Origin of the sequence: Halalkalibaculum roseum (assembly GCF_011059145.1) — a bacterium.
Taxonomy (GTDB): domain Bacteria; phylum Bacteroidota; class Rhodothermia; order Balneolales; family Balneolaceae; genus Halalkalibaculum; species Halalkalibaculum roseum.
Genome location: NZ_JAALLT010000003.1, coordinates 695,122 through 715,410 on the forward strand (window position 1 = coordinate 695,122; position 20,289 = coordinate 715,410).

General features: G+C 44.1%; 16 protein-coding genes. 10 read left to right on the plus strand and 6 right to left on the minus strand.

Annotated features, from left to right (window positions below):
* Window positions 1–117: 117 nt before the first annotated feature.
* Window positions 118–3,588 (minus strand): DNA polymerase III subunit alpha, encoded by a 3,471-nt coding sequence (gene dnaE / locus G3570_RS11475; protein ID WP_165142402.1) that lies wholly within the window; start codon window positions 3,586–3,588, stop codon window positions 118–120.
* A 142-nt stretch (window positions 3,589–3,730) separates the two neighbouring features.
* Between dnaE and G3570_RS11480 the strand changes: the two genes are divergently transcribed.
* The gene (locus G3570_RS11480; protein WP_165142404.1) at window positions 3,731–4,390 is read left to right on the plus strand and encodes a hypothetical protein; all 660 of its coding nucleotides are present in this window, start codon (window positions 3,731–3,733) and stop codon (window positions 4,388–4,390) included.
* A gap of 26 nt (window positions 4,391–4,416) precedes the next feature.
* On the opposite strand, the gene G3570_RS11485 is transcribed toward G3570_RS11480, so the two are convergent.
* Entirely contained in the window at window positions 4,417–4,836 is a 420-nt protein-coding gene (locus G3570_RS11485; protein WP_165142406.1) for a secondary thiamine-phosphate synthase enzyme YjbQ, read from the minus strand.
* 9 nt (window positions 4,837–4,845) lie between these two features.
* The gene (locus tag G3570_RS11490; RefSeq protein WP_165142408.1) at window positions 4,846–5,667 is read right to left on the minus strand and encodes an alpha/beta hydrolase; all 822 of its coding nucleotides are present in this window, start codon (window positions 5,665–5,667) and stop codon (window positions 4,846–4,848) included.
* Between the two features lie 150 nt (window positions 5,668–5,817).
* On the opposite strand from G3570_RS11490, the gene G3570_RS11495 reads away from it, so the two are divergent.
* Window positions 5,818–6,558 (plus strand): hypothetical protein, encoded by a 741-nt coding sequence (locus G3570_RS11495; RefSeq protein ID WP_165142410.1) that lies wholly within the window; start codon window positions 5,818–5,820, stop codon window positions 6,556–6,558.
* 70 nt (window positions 6,559–6,628) lie between these two features.
* Here G3570_RS11495 and thpR read toward each other — a convergent pair whose 3' ends face one another.
* The gene (gene thpR / locus G3570_RS11500) at window positions 6,629–7,162 is read right to left on the minus strand and encodes an RNA 2',3'-cyclic phosphodiesterase (RefSeq protein WP_165142412.1); all 534 of its coding nucleotides are present in this window, start codon (window positions 7,160–7,162) and stop codon (window positions 6,629–6,631) included.
* Entirely contained in the window at window positions 7,162–7,437 is a 276-nt protein-coding gene (locus tag G3570_RS11505; RefSeq protein WP_165142414.1) for an acylphosphatase, read from the minus strand. Before G3570_RS11505 ends, thpR begins: the two co-directional genes overlap by 1 nt.
* 172 nt (window positions 7,438–7,609) lie before the next feature.
* Between G3570_RS11505 and G3570_RS11510 the strand changes: the two genes are divergently transcribed.
* From G3570_RS11510 to G3570_RS11530, 5 genes are all read left to right on the plus strand, one after another.
* Entirely contained in the window at window positions 7,610–8,548 is a 939-nt protein-coding gene (locus G3570_RS11510) for a hydrogen peroxide-inducible genes activator (protein ID WP_165142416.1), read from the plus strand.
* A gap of 201 nt (window positions 8,549–8,749) precedes the next feature.
* Window positions 8,750–9,697, plus strand: coding sequence for a TerC family protein (locus G3570_RS11515; protein ID WP_249067003.1), 948 nt, complete (start codon window positions 8,750–8,752; stop codon window positions 9,695–9,697).
* Window positions 9,698–9,711: 14 nt separating this feature from the next.
* On the plus strand, window positions 9,712–10,146 hold the full coding sequence (locus G3570_RS11520) for a hypothetical protein (RefSeq protein WP_165142418.1): 435 nt from the start codon (window positions 9,712–9,714) through the stop codon (window positions 10,144–10,146).
* A complete protein-coding gene (locus G3570_RS11525; RefSeq protein WP_165142420.1) occupies window positions 10,143–11,129 on the plus strand; it encodes a hypothetical protein in 987 nt (328 codons plus the stop codon). Before G3570_RS11520 ends, G3570_RS11525 begins: the two co-directional genes overlap by 4 nt.
* 75 nt (window positions 11,130–11,204) lie before the next feature.
* Window positions 11,205–12,935, plus strand: a complete 1,731-nt coding sequence (locus G3570_RS11530; RefSeq protein WP_165142422.1) for an ATP-dependent DNA ligase — start codon at window positions 11,205–11,207, stop codon at window positions 12,933–12,935.
* 21 nt (window positions 12,936–12,956) lie between these two features.
* Here the strand turns inward: G3570_RS11530 and G3570_RS11535 are convergent, their stop codons facing one another.
* The gene (locus tag G3570_RS11535; RefSeq protein ID WP_165142424.1) at window positions 12,957–15,890 is read right to left on the minus strand and encodes a DPP IV N-terminal domain-containing protein; all 2,934 of its coding nucleotides are present in this window, start codon (window positions 15,888–15,890) and stop codon (window positions 12,957–12,959) included.
* Between the two features lie 111 nt (window positions 15,891–16,001).
* On the opposite strand from G3570_RS11535, the gene G3570_RS11540 reads away from it, so the two are divergent.
* From G3570_RS11540 to G3570_RS11550, 3 genes are all read left to right on the plus strand, one after another.
* Complete coding sequence (locus G3570_RS11540; RefSeq protein ID WP_165142426.1) at window positions 16,002–16,955, plus strand: DNA-3-methyladenine glycosylase family protein; 954 nt, start codon at window positions 16,002–16,004, stop codon at window positions 16,953–16,955.
* 151 nt (window positions 16,956–17,106) lie between these two features.
* Window positions 17,107–18,537, plus strand: a complete 1,431-nt coding sequence (locus G3570_RS11545; RefSeq protein ID WP_165142428.1) for an alpha-L-fucosidase — start codon at window positions 17,107–17,109, stop codon at window positions 18,535–18,537.
* Between the two features lie 75 nt (window positions 18,538–18,612).
* Entirely contained in the window at window positions 18,613–20,286 is a 1,674-nt protein-coding gene (locus tag G3570_RS11550; protein WP_165142430.1) for a beta-N-acetylhexosaminidase, read from the plus strand.
* Window positions 20,287–20,289 lie beyond the last annotated feature (3 nt).

The window sequence follows — 20,289 nt, forward strand, 5'->3', positions numbered from 1 at the left end:
ATGTAATTAACAATCTTAATATCCCACAAATCGTTCTTATTATCACATCGTTTATGGTTATGGAATTCATCATGAAAACTTATCTCAGGATTTCCATTGATCCATAAAAAAGTGCAATTAAACGCTTTTGGCAAGAGCTACGGAATCTTCACCGATCAGTGACTTCAATCCGCCCAGTAATTCTTCATTGGGATCGACTACAAACTTCCGAACATGCATGGCGAAAGGTCGCTTTGCTTCGCTGCTCAAAACATTGAAGCGTACATTCGTTTTACCCTGATGCTCCTTGAACAGAGTCGCCATCTTTTCCAATTCATCCTCAGTCACATAATTAGTGTCTATGTCAAGCTTTAGCTCGAGCTTGTCCTGAAATTTCTCGCGCATACTTTCAATTCGTTCGAAGGAATTGGCAATGATTTTGGGCTGGCCGCTTCTGGTATCAATACTACCATCCACCACTACCAGGGTGTCTACCTGTATCATTCCCAGGTTTCGATCGTAAGTGTCGTTGAAAGCGATCACTTCAATGGTACCATGCAAGTCTTCCATCTGCAAAAAGGCAAATGGGCGACCCTTTTTATCGGTAACCCTTTTTACATTGGTAATAATTCCGGCACATCGCACATCCGTGCGCTCGTTGAGCTTTTCAAGTGATTCCGGATCCAAGGTTTGCGTGCAGAATAGCTTAATATCTTCCTTGAATTTACTCAAGGGGTGACCGCTGAGGTAAAAGCCTATAAGTTCGCGTTCCTTATTGAGCCGCTCAATATTTGACCAGGGTTGAATCTGCTGCAATTCGGGCTCATCGATAGCAGAGCTGTTGCTGGTACCGTCACCGAAGAGATCAGACTGGTTTGAATTTTCCATCTCCTGCACCCGTGAACCATAACTGAGAATAGTATCCATATTCTCAATAAGCTGTCGTCTGTTCGGGTTCAGGGAATCAAACGCACCGGCCTGGAACAGGCTCTCAAGCGTTCTTTTGTTACAAACTCTTGAGTCAATACGACTAGCGAAATCATATACTGACTCAAATTTGCCGTTCTCTTTACGCTCTTTAACCAGTTCATCAACGGCATTTGAACCGACACCCTTGATCGCCTCCATGCCGTATTGAATTCTTCCATCTACGGCAACAAACTTACCGGCTCCGGTATTGATATTTGGGGCATCGACGGTAATCCCGTTACGGTAACATTCTTCTATAAACTTGGAGACCTTATCAATATCCCCCATGTTATGACTCAATACTGCAGCCATATATTCAGAAGGATAGTTGGCTTTAAAGAAGGCTGTCTGATAAGCTACTACCGAATAAGCGGCCGAGTGTGATTTGTTAAATCCATACTTAGCAAATTCGGCCATCATATCGAATATCTCGATCGCTTTTGCTCGGTCAACTCCGTTCTCGATGGCGCGCTCAACAAATATCTCACGCTGCTCATCCATCACCTCCTGCTTCTTTTTACCCATTGCACGGCGTAACAAATCGGCATCACCGAGCGAGTAGTTGGCGATTTTCTGAGCGGCTTTCATAATCTGCTCTTGGTAGATCATGATGCCGTAGGTTGGCTTCAGGAGCTCTTCAAGGTCGGGGTGAGGATACGTAACCTCCTTGCGACCGTGTTTTCGATCAATGTACTCGGGAATAAACTGCATCGGGCCGGGACGATAGAGGGCATTCATTGCGATTAGATCGTCCAGGGAGGTCGGTTTCAGTTGCTTGAGGTATTTACGCATGCCGTCCGACTCAAACTGAAAGGTACCGATGGTATTTCCCTTCTGGTAGAGTTCAAAGGTTTTTTCATTATCAAAAGAAATATCATCCAGATCGTACCTGACCCCGTGATTTTCTTCTACATATTCTATGGCTGTTTTCAGAATGGAAAGGGTTTTCAATCCCAAAAAGTCCATCTTCAACAGCCCGCACATCTCTGCATTGGGCCCGTCGTACTGGGTGATCAATTCCTTGTCTTTGGATAAGGCTACCGGCACATATTCATCGATCTCGCCCGGTGCAATAATTACCCCTGCCGCGTGGATACCGGTCTGTCGCGCCGATCCCTCAAGAGTTCGGGCAAATCGCATCATTTTCTGGATCTGGGGGTCGGGATGTTCAAATACCTGCTGAAGATCTTTGGCCGACTCGGGATTCTGGCTGGGATCGAGCACCTTATCGAAAGTATCGAGCCCGGGGCGATCTGGGAAAAGCTTTGAAATTCGGTTTACCTCTTGCAGGGGCACTCCCAACACTCGACCTACATCCCGGATCGCCGTTTTGGCCTTCATGGTGCCATAGGTAACAATCTGTGAAACATTCTGCCGGCCGTACTCCTCCACCACATAGTCAATGACCTCCTGGCGGCCTGAGTCATCAAAGTCAATATCAATATCAGGCGGGCTTACCCTTTCCGGATTCAGGAAGCGTTCAAAGAGTAGGTCGTATTTTAATGGATCAATGTTAATGATGCCCAGGCAATAGGCAACCACAGAACCGGCAGCCGAACCCCGTCCCGGTCCGACGAATACCCCCCTGTTACGCGCTTCAGTAGTAAAATCCTGAACAATCAAAAAGTAGCCGGCAAAATCCATTTTACTGATAATAGCCAGCTCCTGTTCAATGCGTTCTGAAATGTCATGCGTTACCTCACCGTATCTCTTTTTTGCACCTTCATAGGTGAGGTGCTTGAGATAGCTTTCCATCGATTCGAAATCATCCGGGATGCTATAATGAGGCAGCAGCAGCTCGGAGCTGATATCAATGTTATCTACCTTTTCGACTATTTCATTTGTATTGTCTATAGCCTCCGGCAGGTCACTGAAGAGTTCCTGCATCTCTTCCGGAGTCTTCAGGTAGAATTCCGGATTCAGGTTGTTGTTGTCATCGGTAAAACGAAACCTATTGGGATCATTGATGTCAGCGTTGGTCTGTAGCGCCAGTAGAATGTCATGAGCTTCAGAATCTTCCCGCTCTACGTAGTGACAATCATTGGTTGCAATCAGCTTTACGTTGTATTCCTTGGCCCACTTTACCAGCACTTCATTGCAACGATCCTGATCATTCAGCCCGTGTCGCTGCAGTTCCACATAATAATCGTCCCCAAAAAGATTCAGATACCATTCAAAAAGCTTTTTTGCCTCAGCTTCTCCCTTATTGATGATCGTCTGATTTATCTCACTCGCCAGGCAGCACGTGGTAGCAATCAATCCTTCCGCGTGCTCAGCAAGGGTTTTCTTATCAATTCGCGGTTTGTAGTACAGCCCCTCTGTGTAACCCAGCGAGCACAACTTGGTTAAATTTTTATAGCCGGTCATATTTTTGGCTAAAAGCACCTGGTGGTAGCGGGTACGGTCTTGTTTATCCTCCATACCCGAGGGAGTGATATAGAATTCACAGCCGATAATCGGTTTTACATCATTTCGCTGTGCTTCCTTCACAAATTCAGGAACCCCAAACATGTTACCGTGATCGGTAATAGCTATACCGGGCATCCCCCTATTTTTCGATTTCTTTACCAGCTGGGATATACTTGCCGCCCCGTCAAGCATGCTAAATTGCGTGTGGCAATGTAAGTGGGAAAAATTCATTCTCTGATTATTCACTGGTTAGGATTAAGCGAATGTAAATATTTGGAAATTAGTTGAAATTAAACCGATAAAACATTTGTTTCATAATCGCTTTTTTGACTCAAACAACTTAAAAAATATCGCATCTAGTTTCAGAGATTCTATGAGAGTTAAGTATTATTTTTTTGTATTCATCATTCTACTCTTAACAGGCTGTGCATCAAGTAAAGATTACTATATTGAGCCGGAACTGGAGAACTCTAAAAAAACCAGTTCTGTACTGGTAGTCCCAATACAGCAAGCCTGGTTCGAGGATAACTACAGTCACGCATTCGGTAAATTATCAGGCAATGGCCGGCAGATTTTCTATTCCTCACTGGAGAATCTTATGTCCAATAAGCTACGATCAAAAATCAAGATGGTTAGTGAAGATCAAAGCTATGATGGACAGCTTTTCAAATCTACTCCCCTGGCATTCGACGGTGAGTTCTATAATATGATGCTTCCCACTGATGACGTGCAGTTTGAACTACCGGAATATAAACCGGAAATAGTGCTGCTGCTTGATCAATATTTCTACTACAAAAGAAAAGAGGCTACAGGAGGTCTTGGGTATGCCGGCCACGAAGCCAAAACTCAAAATATTCTCTATTTCGAAACAAAGTATATCTATTGGGACACCTCAAGCGATAAAGCGGTTGCATGGGGAAGTTCGTATGCTTCCAAAAAAGTATCTAACAGCCAGATGGTAAACCCGGAAGATTACCGGGAAGTATTGTCAGAAGCGGTTGATAAGGTTATCAAGCAAGGTCCTGTTCTTTAGAACATAATGCAGGGTAGTCAGTGCAGCTACTTTCCAAGCACTTGCAGAAATATGCGCCGATCTCTGCTGCGGTTGTCATGATTGAAAATCACCACTTGCTGCCAGGTTCCCAGTACCGGCTTCCCCTCAAACAGAGGAACAGTGATGCCCGGACCCATCATGGTTGCTCTCATATGTGAAAATCCATTATCGTCACCCCAGGTATCCCCATGACGTGTTTGCTGATCTTTAGGGGCAAACTCCTCAAGCTTATCCTTCATGTCTTTGACTAGGGCCGGTTCATATTCAATAGTAGAAATTGAAGCTGTAGAACCAATGGGAAATATGTGAATCAGACCCTCCTTGAATCCACTCTCCTCTGACACTTTTTCTATTTCACCTGTGATGTTCGTTATTTCTGAAAATCCTTCACTGTTTATGCTTATCTCTTTACTGTAAATATCCATAACCAAAAATTAGTTGGGTGGTATCATTTCATTTAAAAATTTATCTAAAGCATTCGCATATTCTTCTCCGGTAACCATATGGGCATTGCCGTGTGCCCCATTCATTTCGAAGAACATTTTGGGCATGCCTGCAACTTCATAAAGCTCTTTGCCATGATGAAAAGGAATAAGCTGATCTTCCCTGCTGTGCATTACTAATACCGGAACTGAACTTTTTGATAGATAGTCTGTCGTCGGATAAGTAAATCTCAACATTAGCCTGACCGGAAGAAATGGATAAATCTCTGTCGCAAGATTCGTGGCGGAAGTGAACGTTGATTCAAGTATCAATCCTGCCGGCTCCTCTTTGGTTGCCAGCCAAGCCGCTACCGGACCCCCAAGCGAACGGCCCATTAGTATTATACTTTCTGAAGGTATGTTTCTTTGGCCAGTCAAATAATTCCATGCAGCTAATACGTTTTCATAGGTTGTCTGCTCGGACGGACTACCCGTACTTTTGCCATAGCCGCTGTAGTCGTATATCAATACATTGAGTTCCAGATTGTTTAATATTCGCAGGGTTTCAAGGCGATCGGAAATATTGCCCGCATTTCCATGACTTAACAGTACAGTCGCCCGTGCCGGTTCGGCGGGAATAAACCACCCGTGTATTTCATCACCGTTGGCTGATTTGAAAGTAACATCCTCAAAATCGAGCTGAATGGCTGTAGGTGTCTGATATAAATGCTCTGTGGGATGATACATCATTCCGGTCTGGAAGACATACAGCAGAACAATCAAAAGCAGGTATAATCCTATCAGCGTACCGAGTATCCAAAAAATTGTCTGCATAAATTTAACCATCATTCAAATATCCTCATGACAACTGAAAATAGTTGAATCCAGCCGGCAAGCAAAGTAGATTAAAAATAAGACAAGCGGACGAACGTTGAACTTTCAACTCACTCTTGAGGCACATTGTCTAATTTTAATCATCAGATTATGAAACAAGCAATTGCACTTTATTCACTTGCCTTCTTGATATCTGTTAATTTCAGGCCGGTATTTGCACAAACCAATCCCAATCCCGGTGAAACCCAGGCAAGAATTACACAAGAGTTTATTCAAAGCCGGATGTACGAGGCCATCAAAGGATACAATAAAGATAGAACTACTGAAGGGAGCCCCTATTACAATGAAAGTTGGAAGAAAGGTTACTTCATCAAACACAATGATAGAATTACTGCCTACTACCCTATGCGTTTCAATATTTTCAAGAACCAGTTGGAATTTAAGTTTGATGAAAATACTCCCTATATCGCTTCAAAAAAAACGATCAAAGGTTTTGTCTTGACTCCCAATAATGAACCGGAAATCATGTTTAAGAAAGGTTTCGATATACCGGATAGTGATATAACCGGCAATACCTTTTTACAGGTACTTTATGACGGAAGAACTAAATTACTGGTTTACCACAGTAGTCAATTTTATAAAGGACACACCAAGGATATGTTTACCGGGAAGAAAACGGATAAGTACGTTCACAAAACGGATTATTTTCTGACAAACTCAGAAGGGAATCTTGTACAGGTAAAACTGAAAGAGAAAGATATACTGAAAAAACTTGGAGAAAGAGCGAATCAATTAAAATCATTTATTAACCGGAATGACCTGAACCTGAAAAATGAGGAAGACGTAGTCACCTTGCTCACCGAGTTTGACCGAATGTTGGCAAATAATTGACTTAGTAGTTACATACTGCAAAACTGTATACCTGAAGTTCCCCATCACAGTTAGCACTGTCTGGAAGATATCAGTGCAAGGGGAATTTCTTTTCGAGGTGGTAAATGGCTCCTTTTGGTGTAAGCTCACTACTAAAGAGGCAAAATTCCGAAACATAGATCGGGTCAAAATCCGGAACATCCTGATGTGCAAGATGTTTTCTTATCTCTTGTGTGGCCTTGCCTTTATTGCGACCTAAAGTAATATGGGGTTTGAACGATCTGTTATCGGGTTCCAGCCCGGCATGTTGACAAGCCTCTTCCAGCTGATCATACAATTCATGCAGCATCTCACTGTGCTCAACCCCCACCCAAATAACTTTCGGTTTACCTCTCTCGGGGAACGTGCCAAGTTCAGCTAATGTAATATCAAAGGGCGGAACCTGTACCTTATCGAGTTCATCTATAATTTTTCCAGCCGTACCGGTGTCTACTTCCCCGATAAAGCGTAGGGTTAAATGCATCTGTGATTTGTCCTGCCATTTCACACCCTCAATGGGGATAAACAACTCATGAAGCCTAGCCTTTATCTCTTCAGGAATGGTGATGGCGGTAAACAACCTCATTACGGGTAGGCAACTTCGAACGAATCAAATTCACCGGTGGCTTCCTCGACTTCGACGTCGATATTGTCAACTCTGCTCGCACCGGGTCCTTGCTCGAAACGATCTACCAGTTCTTCGAGGTGGTCGATAGGTCCTTCAAGAACAGCTTCTACGCGGCCGTCGGGTAAGTTCTTTACCCAACCATGCACCCCAACTTCCCTGGCATTGATTTCCGCAAAGTGTCTAAATCCAACGCCCTGAACTCTTCCTTCAATGAATACATGTGCTCTTTTCATAAATAACTTTACATTTTACTCTTTGATAATCATAAAATAGATTGAGTTACAATCGTTCGAAGTATAACATATTCAAAGCTTTTTTTAATAATTCTTATACTCGGGCGATTTATACTCGTAAAGTTAGTATCATTACCGTCTTGCAAGGAGACAAAAACCAACTGATTATTCAATGACACTTACCCAGTTATCATATGTAGTTGCCGTTGACAGGTACCGTCATTTTGCGACTGCCGCGGAAAAATCCTACGTCACGCAACCTACCCTGAGTATGCAAATTCATAAGCTTGAAGATGAACTCGGCATCACTATTTTTGACAGGTCGAAATCCCCTGTCGTGCCTACGGAGATCGGTGAAAAAATCATTAAGGAGGCCAAAGAGATCCTAAAGCAGTCAAAGCACATTGAGGATATCGCCCACCTTGCCGAGGATGAATTGCAGGGTACTTTTCGGGTCGGTATTATTCCCACTATTGCACCCTACCTGTTGCCACTGTTTCTGCGTTCCTTTACCGAAAAATATCCCAATGTAAAACTCATTTTTGAAGAAGTCGTCACCAACGAATTGCTGAGCCTTCTGGAGCAGGATCACCTCGATGTCGGTATCATTGCCACCCCTGTGGAACAGGGCCATATTTTCGAAGAGGAACTTTACTATGAACCTTTTCTGGGCTATGTGTCACAAAAGCATGACCTGGCAAAAAAGGATAAACTCTCTATAGATGACCTCGAAATTACCAATCTCTGGCTACTCAATGAAGGTCACTGCTTTCGCGATCAAACTGTCAAGCTTTGCAAGAAACAGCGAAAAGATCTGCTGGACAGTTCAATGATAGAATTTGAAAGCGGTAACCTTGAAACACTCAAACAGCTGGTTGAACAGGATTTTGGAATGACACTCCTCCCCTACCTTGCCAAAAACCAGATAGACGAGCAGTGTGCCAAAGCCCACCTCAGGTATTTCGAAGATCCCGTTCCGAGAAGAAAGATTAGGGTTATATATAGCAGGGAATATCTCAAACAAAATATCATCGAAGCCTTCAAAAATGAGATTCTTGAATCTATTCCCGAAGAGCTGAAAAAATCGGAAGAAGGCGTACTGGTTGAATGATAAGCTGGAGGCTGGAAAATGATGTTTGATTTAGGAGCAAAGGCAAGTTATTTCTTAATACCAAATTGTTAATTGTTCATTGCTCATTGTTCCCTGACATACTGTTCATTGATCACTGTCCACTGCCAACCGATTACTGTCAATTGTTCCAAAGCTTCCATACCTTTGGTGCTTATTTCGAAACGATATTCTTAGACAGCCTTGGAACACAGCCTTCTTCTCTGGAGCTTATTTAACGTCTTCATCATAGTGATGCTGCTGATTGACCTTGTGGTATTTCACGGCAAGGACCATGAGGAGAGTATTCGCGAGGCACTGATCTGGACCGGAGTATGGATCACCCTGGCACTCATTTTCGGAATCGGGGTATATTATTATATGGGTTCGAAGACGGCCTTGGATTACTATACCGGGTATCTCATTGAGAAGTCACTTAGTGTAGATAATATTTTTGTTTTCCTGTTGGTCTTTTCATACTTCCAGGTGCCCCCCAAGTACCAGCATAAGGTGCTGTTTTGGGGTATTTTCGGAGCACTGGTCATGCGGTTTCTATTCATCTTTGTAGGCGTAGCCCTGCTAGAACAGTTCCACTGGATTATATACGTATTTGGAGGCTTCCTGGTGTTCACCGGGATAAAGCTGGCCATGGAAAAAGATAAAGAGGTGCATCCGGAGAGAAATCCGGTCTTGAAACTGACACGCAAAATATTTCCCACCACCAAGCGATACTACGGCTCACAGTTTTTCATTTATAGGATGGGCAAGCTGATTGCCACACCCCTCTTTGTAGTATTGGTGGTTATTGAAACAACCGACCTCGTGTTTGCCCTTGACTCCATTCCTGCTATCCTGGCAATAACACGCGACGAATTTATAGTGTACAGCTCCAATGCCTTTGCAATTTTAGGTCTTCGGGCCCTTTATTTTGCGGTTTCCGGAATTATGCGGCTGTTTCACTATTTGCACTATGGTTTGTCGCTTATTCTAGTCTTTGTTGGAATCAAAATGCTGTTATCGGAATTTTATCATATTCCGACCCCCTTTGCATTGGGTTTCATCGCGGCAACCTTGATTGTCTCTATCCTTGCTTCGATCTATAATCCAAAAGAAGAGAAGCCGGTTTCTGAAGATAAACTTCCTGAAGAATAAATTAAGCCAATCCCATGGAAGCATTCAGCCAAAAATGGTTTACTATGTATTACCTCTGTCTGGGGGTTCTGGTATTTTTATCCGGATTTATCGTGATGGTGTCTTACCGGCGTATTAAAAATTATCTCACCAGGGAAGCGGAAAATGAAGATCCTCCTGTAGCTCTTAGAAATCTGCTGAAATATCTCTTTCTTTTCACGATCCCCTGTCTGGTCTTTTCATTTATGCCTTTCTCCTGGATCGAACTTCTCTTTTCAATTTGGAGTTTCTTCATAGTGTATATAGCCGGCATCCAGCTTGTCCGCTGGAATCAAACACGTGTACTAATCCGTCAAAATCATGAAAAACTGGAATGGTATATCCTTTTTACGGGTGCCATGATGGTGGCAGTCGGACTCGTTATACTGCTGCTGGCTTATTTTGTAATCAGACGCACTAATTTATTTTGATAGAAATTACCAAAGCGGGTTATCATGGTATTCAGCTCCCGCAATTTAACATAGGCTTTGACTATAGCGGCAGCCGGGCAGAACATGTATTCATTTCACATGCCCATGCAGACCATATGCCCAGAAACAGGAATGTTGACGTATTCTGCACCGAGAATACATACAAACTGATGCAAAAGCGCGGATACAAAGGTAATGCTACCGTACTTAAATTTGGTGAGACCCTAGAGCTTCCAACTTCTAAGGTAACTCTTTACCCGGCCGGACATATACTGGGTTCTGCTATGGTTTATGTAGAGACCGACGAAGGTAGCGTACTCTATACCGGTGATTACCGGACACCGCCTTCACCTGCCTCAGAAGGATTCGAGTGTCCTGATAGCGTTGACCATTTTATTACCGAAGCCACATTCAGCCTGCCAATATACCGATGGGCCGGCCATGACGAGCTAACAGATGAAGTCACCGGTTTTGCCAAGCACACCCTTGAAGAAGGGTACACCCCAGTCTTCCTCGCTTATAATTTGGGAAAAGCACAGGAGGTAATGCACATGTTATCTTCTCTGGACCACCCCATTCAAATTCATGGAGCAGGTTATAAATTATGCGAGGTCTATGAGGAGGCCGGCATTGAGCTTGGTAATTACGAAAGCTATGACCGTGAGACCTGTGAAGGCAAAATACTTGTAACAACTAATTCCGCTCTTAACAACGGTTTTGCCTCAAATGTGAAAAAGAAGAGACTGGCATACTGTTCCGGATGGGCTGCAAGAGAATCTTCACGAACCCAGCTCACGGTTGACAAACTCATTCCCTTGTCGGATCACCTTGACTTCTTTGAACTGATCGAACTATGTAAAAAATTGGAACCCACCAGGGTTCACATCACCCATACCCCTAATGCAAATGTGGTTCAGCACTACCTGGACGAATTGGGGATAGCATCACGATTTCTTGACCTGGAAACAGAAACTGATGATTGATATAGAACACAGATGATCACGGATTAATTATATGTTTAGTATTCTACCATTCGTGTTTTTAAGAGTGGATACATTATGAGTAACACATTTTTAAAATTGGCTGAAACGGCCCAGCAGATTGCCGAGACCAGAAGTACAAATACAAAAATCAGCATATGTGCCGAGTATCTGAAAAACATCGAGTCGGATGAGAATTTAGATCTTGCGGCCCAATTTCTTGGTGAAGGTGCTTTCTCTTCTTTGTCCGGCAAAAGGGCTTCTGTTGGCAGCAGAACCTATTCCACGGCAGCAACCGATTTCTGTGAAATTGATTATGACATGGTATTTAAACCGTGTCGCACGGCATTGGGAAGTTCCTCAGAAGCCATAGAGAAACTCATGCAAAATGTAGATGCTGCCAGAAATAAGCGGAAACCTTCGCAATTGGCGCTTGATGAAGTCAAAAATATCTATGAGCAGCTCTATTCGGTCTCTTCAAGGGCTGATAAACAGCAGATTCTCCGGAAAACCTATACCGAGATGACGCCGTTGGAGATAAAGTATTTCTTACGAATCATGAGCCAGGGATCCTTGCGCATCGGTTTTGAAACAAGGAGTCTCGTTTCGTCCCTGGCATCGGCTTTTCAAAAAGAGGTAGAAGACGTGCGCTATGCCCACATGATCACCGGAAGTATCGGACGTACAGCGGTACTGTGTAAAAACGAACTTCTTGACGAAGCGACCTTTAAGCTGTTTCATCCTCTGTCGTTTATGCTGGCCTCCCCAATTGAAAGTCGCGCCGTTGAAGACCTTGAGCAATATGTTGCGGAAGAAAAGTTTGATGGAATGCGTTGCCAGGCTCATATCAGTAATCAGCGTGTGGAGCTCTATTCCCGCGATTTGAATGACATTACGCACTCCTTCCCTGAAATTGTTCAGTTTTTCGTAAGTAAGGATTTGCCTGATCTTGTTCTGGATGGGGAGGTTTGTGTTTATAAGGATGAAGAGATACTCCCCTTCCAGCTGCTGCAAAAAAGAATGGGACGAAAAAAGCCATCCCAAAAAGTAATGGAGAACTATCCGGTACTGTTTATTGCCTATGACTTACTCTATCACAGGGACCGCCCGATCTTCGAGAAAACGCTGGGGCAGCGACGCAGCTTGCTTAGAGAACTTGCCGAAAATCACAGCGTACCGGTTAGCAATCAGTTTGAAGTAACCGACCGTGATCATGTTGAGACACTGTTCGAGAGGGCTTTGGCCCATGGCAATGAGGGATTGATGCTAAAAAAGAAAGACAGTACCTACGAATACGGGCAGCGAAGAAAATCTTGGCTCAAGGTAAAAAAACCGGGAGGTACCCTTGATACGGTGATGATGTATGCCCATGCCGGTTCCGGCAAAAGAGGCGGCTACTATTCTGATTTCACCCTGGGCATCCGGGTTGCTGAAGATGAGCGTTATGAGGAGGAGTTCATCCCCATCGGTAAAGCCTATGGCGGGTACACTGATGAGGAAATGAAAGAAATTAATAAGCGCATTAAAGATCTTACGGTAGAACGATACGGCCCCACTCTCGGTCTGATTCCAGAAATTGTGGTTGAGCTGGAGTTCGATGACATACAGGTAAATAAACGAACGAAAGCCAATTATACCCTCCGTCTTCCACGCTTTAAAGCCATACGCTGGGATCTAAATCCAAAAGATGCCGACACGCTAAAAGATGTTGAACGCATGTACGAGGAGAAGATTAACCGCGAACGGCTGAAACAGGATCAGAATCCTTCCTTTCATTTTGGGTCGAACAAGGTTGAGGAAACATCTTAAAGTTTCCTCAACCTTTAAATCTTAAAAAGGCACGCTGGCCTTGATCTGGTAATAGAGATCATAATCTCCATCAGCAAATAGGTCGCCCACAGGTTGGGCAATGCCCAAAGAGTGAACAAATTTCAATGGGCCGAGACCAATCTCATTTTTAATTTCGACGCCGGTTCCCAGACGTTGCTCACTGTCTTTTCCGACCGGGATCTGAACATCCCAAACCACCCCTCCATCCATGAAAACCGCTAAACTGGTGGATCCCAACTCTAAAAATCCGCCAAGTATGGAAGTTTGCAACGACGGAGTGACGGGCATTCGATATTCGATTGTCCCAAAGGCCACCTGCCTGCCGGATACAAAGGAACGATAGCCCCGTACTCTCTCCGCTTTCGAGTGGGGAAAAACGAGGTTTCTGTCGTCAATGGGCCAGCTGATATTACTGTATCTCGTAAAACCAATAAAGTCTTGTGGGAGCGGATTACCGAACTGAACCTGGTAACGCCCGTAAAGATAAAAACGCTGTAAGCCGAATCCGGAAAGTATCTTGTATGCGCTCAGATCAGAAGTTAAAAAAGAGGTCTCTGAACCGAGTACCTTCTCCGCTCCCATAACACTTAGCTTTATACCATAACCATCCAAGGGATGTATGAGGTTATTGTAGTAAGGACGCTGCTTCTTGGTGATCCAGGTAAGTTTTAAATCGGTCTGTCGTGCTTTTTCCGATTGCGGAACAATTGTATTTCCGGGGAAATCTATGGCATCCAGCGGACGAATAAGCACATGCCTCAGGCGTATTCCAATAAGATCATTTCGATAGGGCACATCAAACCAGTCAATCGGCCAATTAATTTGTACTTCACCACCTGTTAATTCTTCAAACAGGTAATCATCTCCATAAAAACGTCCTGAACCGGGAACCTTATAGGCCGAAAATATCAGCGACGGGTATAGCTGATTGTTGATATAGGTCAGTACGCCATAGGAATCTTTTTCAACATCTGTAAAAGATAGATTCCCGCCTGCGATCAGAGAATGCTTTCCCAGGGGTTCGGTCCAGGCAGTAGTGCCAAACAATCCATAGCTGTCATTCAACCCGTAGTAAGGCAGTGCAAATGAGGCAACATGACTAAGATTGGAAAGTGATCGGTAATTATAACGCTTATTTACCAGCGAAGAATCGGGCTCCACTACTGATGGTATAATTTTAGGCGGAGACTTTTCAATCCAGGAACTGTATTTCTCGGGAATCGTTTGGGCACTAGTAATGAAAGAATAGTCCTCACTGACTGAATAGAGATGTTCACGGTCTTTGTCTTCACTTGCTTTTAAAATAATGCGCTCATGAGGATGTTCTTCGGTTTTTCCCAGCCACTGGTAAGCTTCAGCACCGGCAAACTGGTTCGTAAAGCGGCGGGTGGTTCCTGAGTTCAAATCATGAACAAAAACATTGGGAACGTTATCCCTGAGTGAGGTAAAAGCAATGTAACGGCCTGTCGCACTGATAACAGGCATCCTGTTATCAACTTCAGCTTCATCAATATCCAGAATCTGCTTTTCACCTGTCTCCAATTTTAGCAAAACAAGGTGACGATTACCCTCATCATCAAATAGATGATATATGAGGCTGTTTCTTTGACCGTTCCAGGCAAGATTCAGCAGCTGGGTATCGCCTGTGTAAGACGTCACTCTCTGTTCCTCCCCGCCGGCGAGACGTCGAAGATAAATATTAGCAGTTCCGCTTTTTTCAGCTATATAGGCTAAGGTATCCCCGGTGTTGCTGAAGACCGGGAAACGGGCACGTCGATTTTGAGTAATCTGTCGTTCTTTTCGTTGGCCCAGATCATAGATAAAAATATCGTTGATTAATGAACCATGCTTTTCGCGTGTCTTTTTGGCGTAAGCAAGCTTTGTCCCCTCCGGACTCCAGTCCAGGCCCGGTTGGATGGGTCCCTCAGAGAGTATTTCGGTCTCATGAGTTGAGTCGTTTTGGGTAACATATAATCTTCGAACCGGTCTTTTCAAAGAGGTGAGTGAAATAGTGGCAAAGCGGGATTGATCCGGACTAAACTTAACATCATATAAAAACTGCCCCGGGGAATTTACTTTTTCACCTTCCAGTGAATCTTCACGTCCCATGCCCGCTGCCAGCGTATTGTAGTAAATATTGACATGCTTTCGCCACTCGTCGTAGAAATCGGCATAACTTTTACCTATAACTGAGTTAAAGGCCGGTTCAAAATCATGATATTTAAAAGCCAGAAAGCGGTCTCGGTATTGAAGTAATTCAGTCAAGCTGGAATCACCGTAAGTTTCTGCAAAATATCTTAGCTGAGAATTACCCACTGCATATTGTAATCGGCGATTTATAGGTGTACTATTTTCCAGGTAGTTCATTTTGTCATCAAAAACGGCAAGGCGCAGCCACCGGTCACCTCGCTGGGCATCCCACTCCTCGGTCTGGTACTGGGCGAGTCCCTCTGTCCAGAATCTGGGCAGAGGGTTACCGAACAATAAGGCCAGAAACCCCGAATTTCCTCTTACCGCTTCAAAGTGAAAAATATGAGCAAGCTCATGCGCAATAACTTTCCTCAGCCACTTTTCCCGGCCGGTAAAAACTTCTGCGTATTCATTAACATTGACCCAAATATCTGTATAAGCATATTTCAGGGGTACGGCGAAACCGTTGGCAATTTCATCCTCATCAGAAAGATATATCCGGATTTTCTTATTAAAGGATACCTCAAGATTCTCAGAAAGAACTTCATAGGTCTCTTCCGCAATTGCAGCCGCTTCATGTTCAATGCCCTCCAAATGCCGGGGATACATTATGACAAAATGTGGTGTTTCAGCTACCATCCACTTCAGCTCCGGATGATTTCTGCCGTTTGCAGAGTTAAATCCCTGACCGTATAGCAAGATCGGAATCATTAGTATAAGTACGGTACCGGATATTTTTCTCATCTGAGTATTCAAAGAATTAGTCTAGGAATGTTCCCAAACATGTTTTGATTTCTAATGTATATATTCTTTCATAGGAATGCCTTAACTGAATCTCAACAATAGAGTTTGTAAATGAGCAACTGGACCCTGAAATCTATTCCACCCCACGACTGGTTCATCTGTCTTGATATAAAAGAATACTTTGACCATGAGCATGATCCTGAATTAGTATTTGAAGAAGGCTTTACTCGTCCGATACCTGTGGGTGACCGCGATGTGATCATTACTTCCTTTTTTAACGGGGAACCCGACAATCCGGAGTTTCACTTTGAAAGCGCAGAGGCCCTGAGTAAAGATGAGATTGAAGAAGCAAATAAAAGCCTGGCACGGATTTTTGGCACAAAAATAGACTTGAGACCTTTCTATGAAAAGGTGGAAAATGACCCGGTACTCGGACCTAAAATAACCGATCTCTACGGTTTGAAACGAATGGCTCGCGCCAACTTATTTGAAGATACCATCAACCGTATTATTGAAATGAGGTTGTCTCATAAACCTACAGCAAAAAAAATGGTTTATAAGGTTCGGGAAAACTATGGATCCCTGGTTACGGCCAAGGGTAAAAGTCTCCCTGCCTGGCCCCGCCCCCATCAGCTGGTCAAGGCTGACCCTATGAGTATACGCAAGCTGGGCCCCACTAAACGAAAAGGAGAATTTATAATCGGTTTCGCCGAAGACATCCTTTCGGGAGAGCGAAACCTGCATCATCTGGAAACTTGCCAGCCCCAGGTTTTTTACGATACGATGCGGAAAGTGCGTGGCGTCGGACCAACTTCTGCGCAGCAGCTGATGCTATTCAGAGAGCGAACAGATGCCGTTTTTCCCAGTAACAAATCCAAAGGTGAGGAAAAGGGATTGCGCAAATGGATAGCTATGAGTTATGGTGAGGATCCGGATACAATCAGTGAAGAAGATTTTCAGAAATTGATCTCAAACTGGGAAGGCTATGAAGCTGCGGCTATAGAATTTATGTTCGTCAACTGGGTACTTACTGAAAAAGAGAAAAAACGGAAGAAAAATTCTTGATCTTTGTAGTTCATTTATTCCGAGTAAGCTGAGACCAATATTTTCAATTCTTCTCCATAAGTAGTGTCTTAAAACATCCATTTGCAAACTTCCCCAAATTTGATATTATGGATTAATACAGTCAGAACCGGATATTCAAAGAATATACGAATTGAAAACCAGATGCTTCCTGATCGCTTTATTTTTGTTACCCTTTGCCTTCCATGGGTGCCAGAGCGATAGCAAGTCTTCGAGTAATCAAAACAAAAGTTCCGAAAGAGCCCTCCCAACTCCTCAGCAAGTTGAATACCAGCGTAAAGAGAAAGTGGCTTTTGTTCACTTTGGGGTCAATACCTTTACAAACCGGGAATGGGGAACCGGCGAGGAAGATCCGGGCGTTTTCAATCCCACAAATTTTAATGCGGACCAATGGGCGAAAATACTCAGCGAGAATGGGTTTAAAACCCTCATCCTGACAGCCAAACATCACGACGGTTTTTGCCTCTGGCCAAGTCAATATACTGATCACAATATAGCAGAAAGCCCCTATAAAGATGGAAATGGGGATATTGTTAGAGAAGTATCGGAGGCCTGTGACAAATACGATATTGATTTGGGTCTTTATCTCTCCCCCTGGGATATGCATGAAAAGAGTTACGGCACCCCGGAGTACAATACCTTTTACCTAAATCAGCTGCGTGAACTGCTGACAAACTATGGTGAAATTGCCGAAGTATGGTTTGACGGGGCCAAAGGAGAAGGTGCAAAAGATATGGAATATGATTTCGATCTGTGGTGGTCAACGGTAAGAGAGCTTCAGCCCGACGCCCTGATTTTTTCTGATGAAGGGCCGGATATTCGCTGGATAGGAAATGAACACGGGTTTGCCGGTAAAACCAACTGGTCAACAGTCAATCGGGACTCCATAACCATCGGTAAACCGGGTCAGGGTCCCTATTTGAACAGTGGTGAAGCCGGCGCTCCCGATTGGGTAGTCGGCGAATGCGATGTCTCTATTCGTCCCGGCTGGTTTTATCATCCGGAAGAAGATAATGAAGTTAAAACGGTAGAGAAGCTGACGGAAATTTATATGAAATCAGTGGGACGCAATTGCACATTGTTGCTGAATATCCCACCCGATAAAACAGGACAGTTTCATCCCACGGATGTAGCACGTCTCTATGCATTCTCCGATACGCTTGACTCTATTTTCAGTGACGATTTTATGACCGATACGGATATTGAGGCAAGCAGTTCTCAGCCATCCTACTCTGCAGATAAGGTATCAGACAAGAATTGGAGCAGCTATTGGATGGCGGACGGAGATGACCAGACTCCTGAGCTGACTCTTCGTTTTGAGGAGCCGGTTACACTTAATCTTATGAGCCTTCAGGAATATATCCCGATCGGTCAAAATATTTCAAAGTTTGACGTATCCATAAAAAAGGAAGATAACTGGCAGATAATTGCGGAAGAAACCACTGTGGGTTACAAACGGATCCTCCAATTGGACGAAGTGACAACCGACGAAATACGCATTAGATTTCACGAGTTCTTTTCTCCACCTGCCATCAATGAAATCGGTCTTTTTATGGCAAATTAAATTCAATTAAAAATTTAATTTGGTCACAAATATTTACCCATAACCGCTTAACATCAACATTAAGGCGCATTATTTATGAGCACTGAAAAAAACATAATCCCGCTGCTTGTTCTCTTTATACTAGTTATTGCAACTGCATGCACACAAACGACGGAGGAAACCGTAGCGATCATTCCGGAACCGGTTAGTGTCTCCCTAAGTGATGGTAATTTTACACTTACTCCTTCCACATCCATCGTTATTTCAGAAAATACTCCCGAGCTTCGTCATGTTGCCGACTACCTGTCAAATAAGCTGTATACAGCCAACTGGTTCTACAAAGATGTTTCCACTGAATTGAGTCCTTCAGACACCTCTATTGTATTATCTCTGGAACCCGATGCATCTCCGGATCATGATGAGGGATATGCTCTTTCAGTTACTCCTGAACAGGTAAAAATTACTGCCAGAACTGCACATGGATTATTTTATGGGGTTCAGTCACTGCTTCAGCTATTACCTGCTGAAATTAACTATCAGGATCCCAGTTTCATCCCGGCTAATTTCGAATGGACGATCCCAGCAGTTGAGATAAACGATTATCCGAGGTATGAATATCGGGGGATGCACCTGGATGTGGCTCGTCATTTTTTTCCCGTCGATTTTCTTAAAAAATATATTGATCTGCTGGCTATGCATAAGATGAACCGTTTTCATTGGCACCTCACAGAGGACCAAGGCTGGCGTCTTGAAATAAAGCAGTACCCTCGTCTCACTGAGGTAGGAGGATGGCGCGACTCCACGCTTGTAGGCAAAGCCGGTTCGGGAAGATATGACGGCATCCGATATGGTGGATACTATACCCAGGAGGAAGCAAGAGAGATTGTGCAGTATGCTGCTGACCGTTTTATAACCGTGATTCCCGAAATTGAGATGCCAGGCCACTCATCGGCTGCACTCGAAGCCTATCCCGAACTTGGTTGTGAACCGGAGAAGGATTATAAGGCGCAAACCACCTGGGGTGTTTTCGAAGATATATACTGCCCCAGCGAAGAGACCTTTACCTTTCTGGAAAATGTGCTGACGGAAGTAATTGACCTATTTCCCAGTGAATACATCCACATTGGCGGCGATGAAGCACCCAAAACGGCCTGGGAAAATAGCGACATGGCGCAGCAAGTCATCGAACGGGAAGGCTTGGAGGATGAACACGAGTTGCAGAGCTATTTCATCCGGCGTATTGAACAATTTCTAAACAGCAAAGGGCGGCAAATCATCGGATGGGATGAAATCCTCGAGGGCGGTCTGGCTCCCAATGCCACGGTAATGTCATGGCGCGGTATTGAAGGCGGAATTGCAGCTGCCCAACAAGGCCATGATGTAGTCATGACTCCGACTTCACACGTTTACCTGGATTATTACCAGGCAGATCCTGAAACAGAACCTTTGGCTATAGGCGGATTTACTACCCTGGAGAAGACCTATAGCTACGAACCCACGCCTGATACACTGACAGAAGAAGAGTCAAAGCATATATTGGGTGCACAGGGTAATGTTTGGACCGAATATATGCATACCGGTCGGAAGGTTGAATATATGGCCTATCCAAGAGCCGCCGCCCTTTCTGAAGTTGTTTGGTCACCTGCAGAAAAGCGAGACTGGACTAATTTTTGGGGCCGTCTGCAAACCCACTTCCAGAGGCTGGAATATCTGGATATTAATGCCGCTGGGCATTATAGAGGTCAAATGCCTGAACTCAGAAATGAGTAGCAA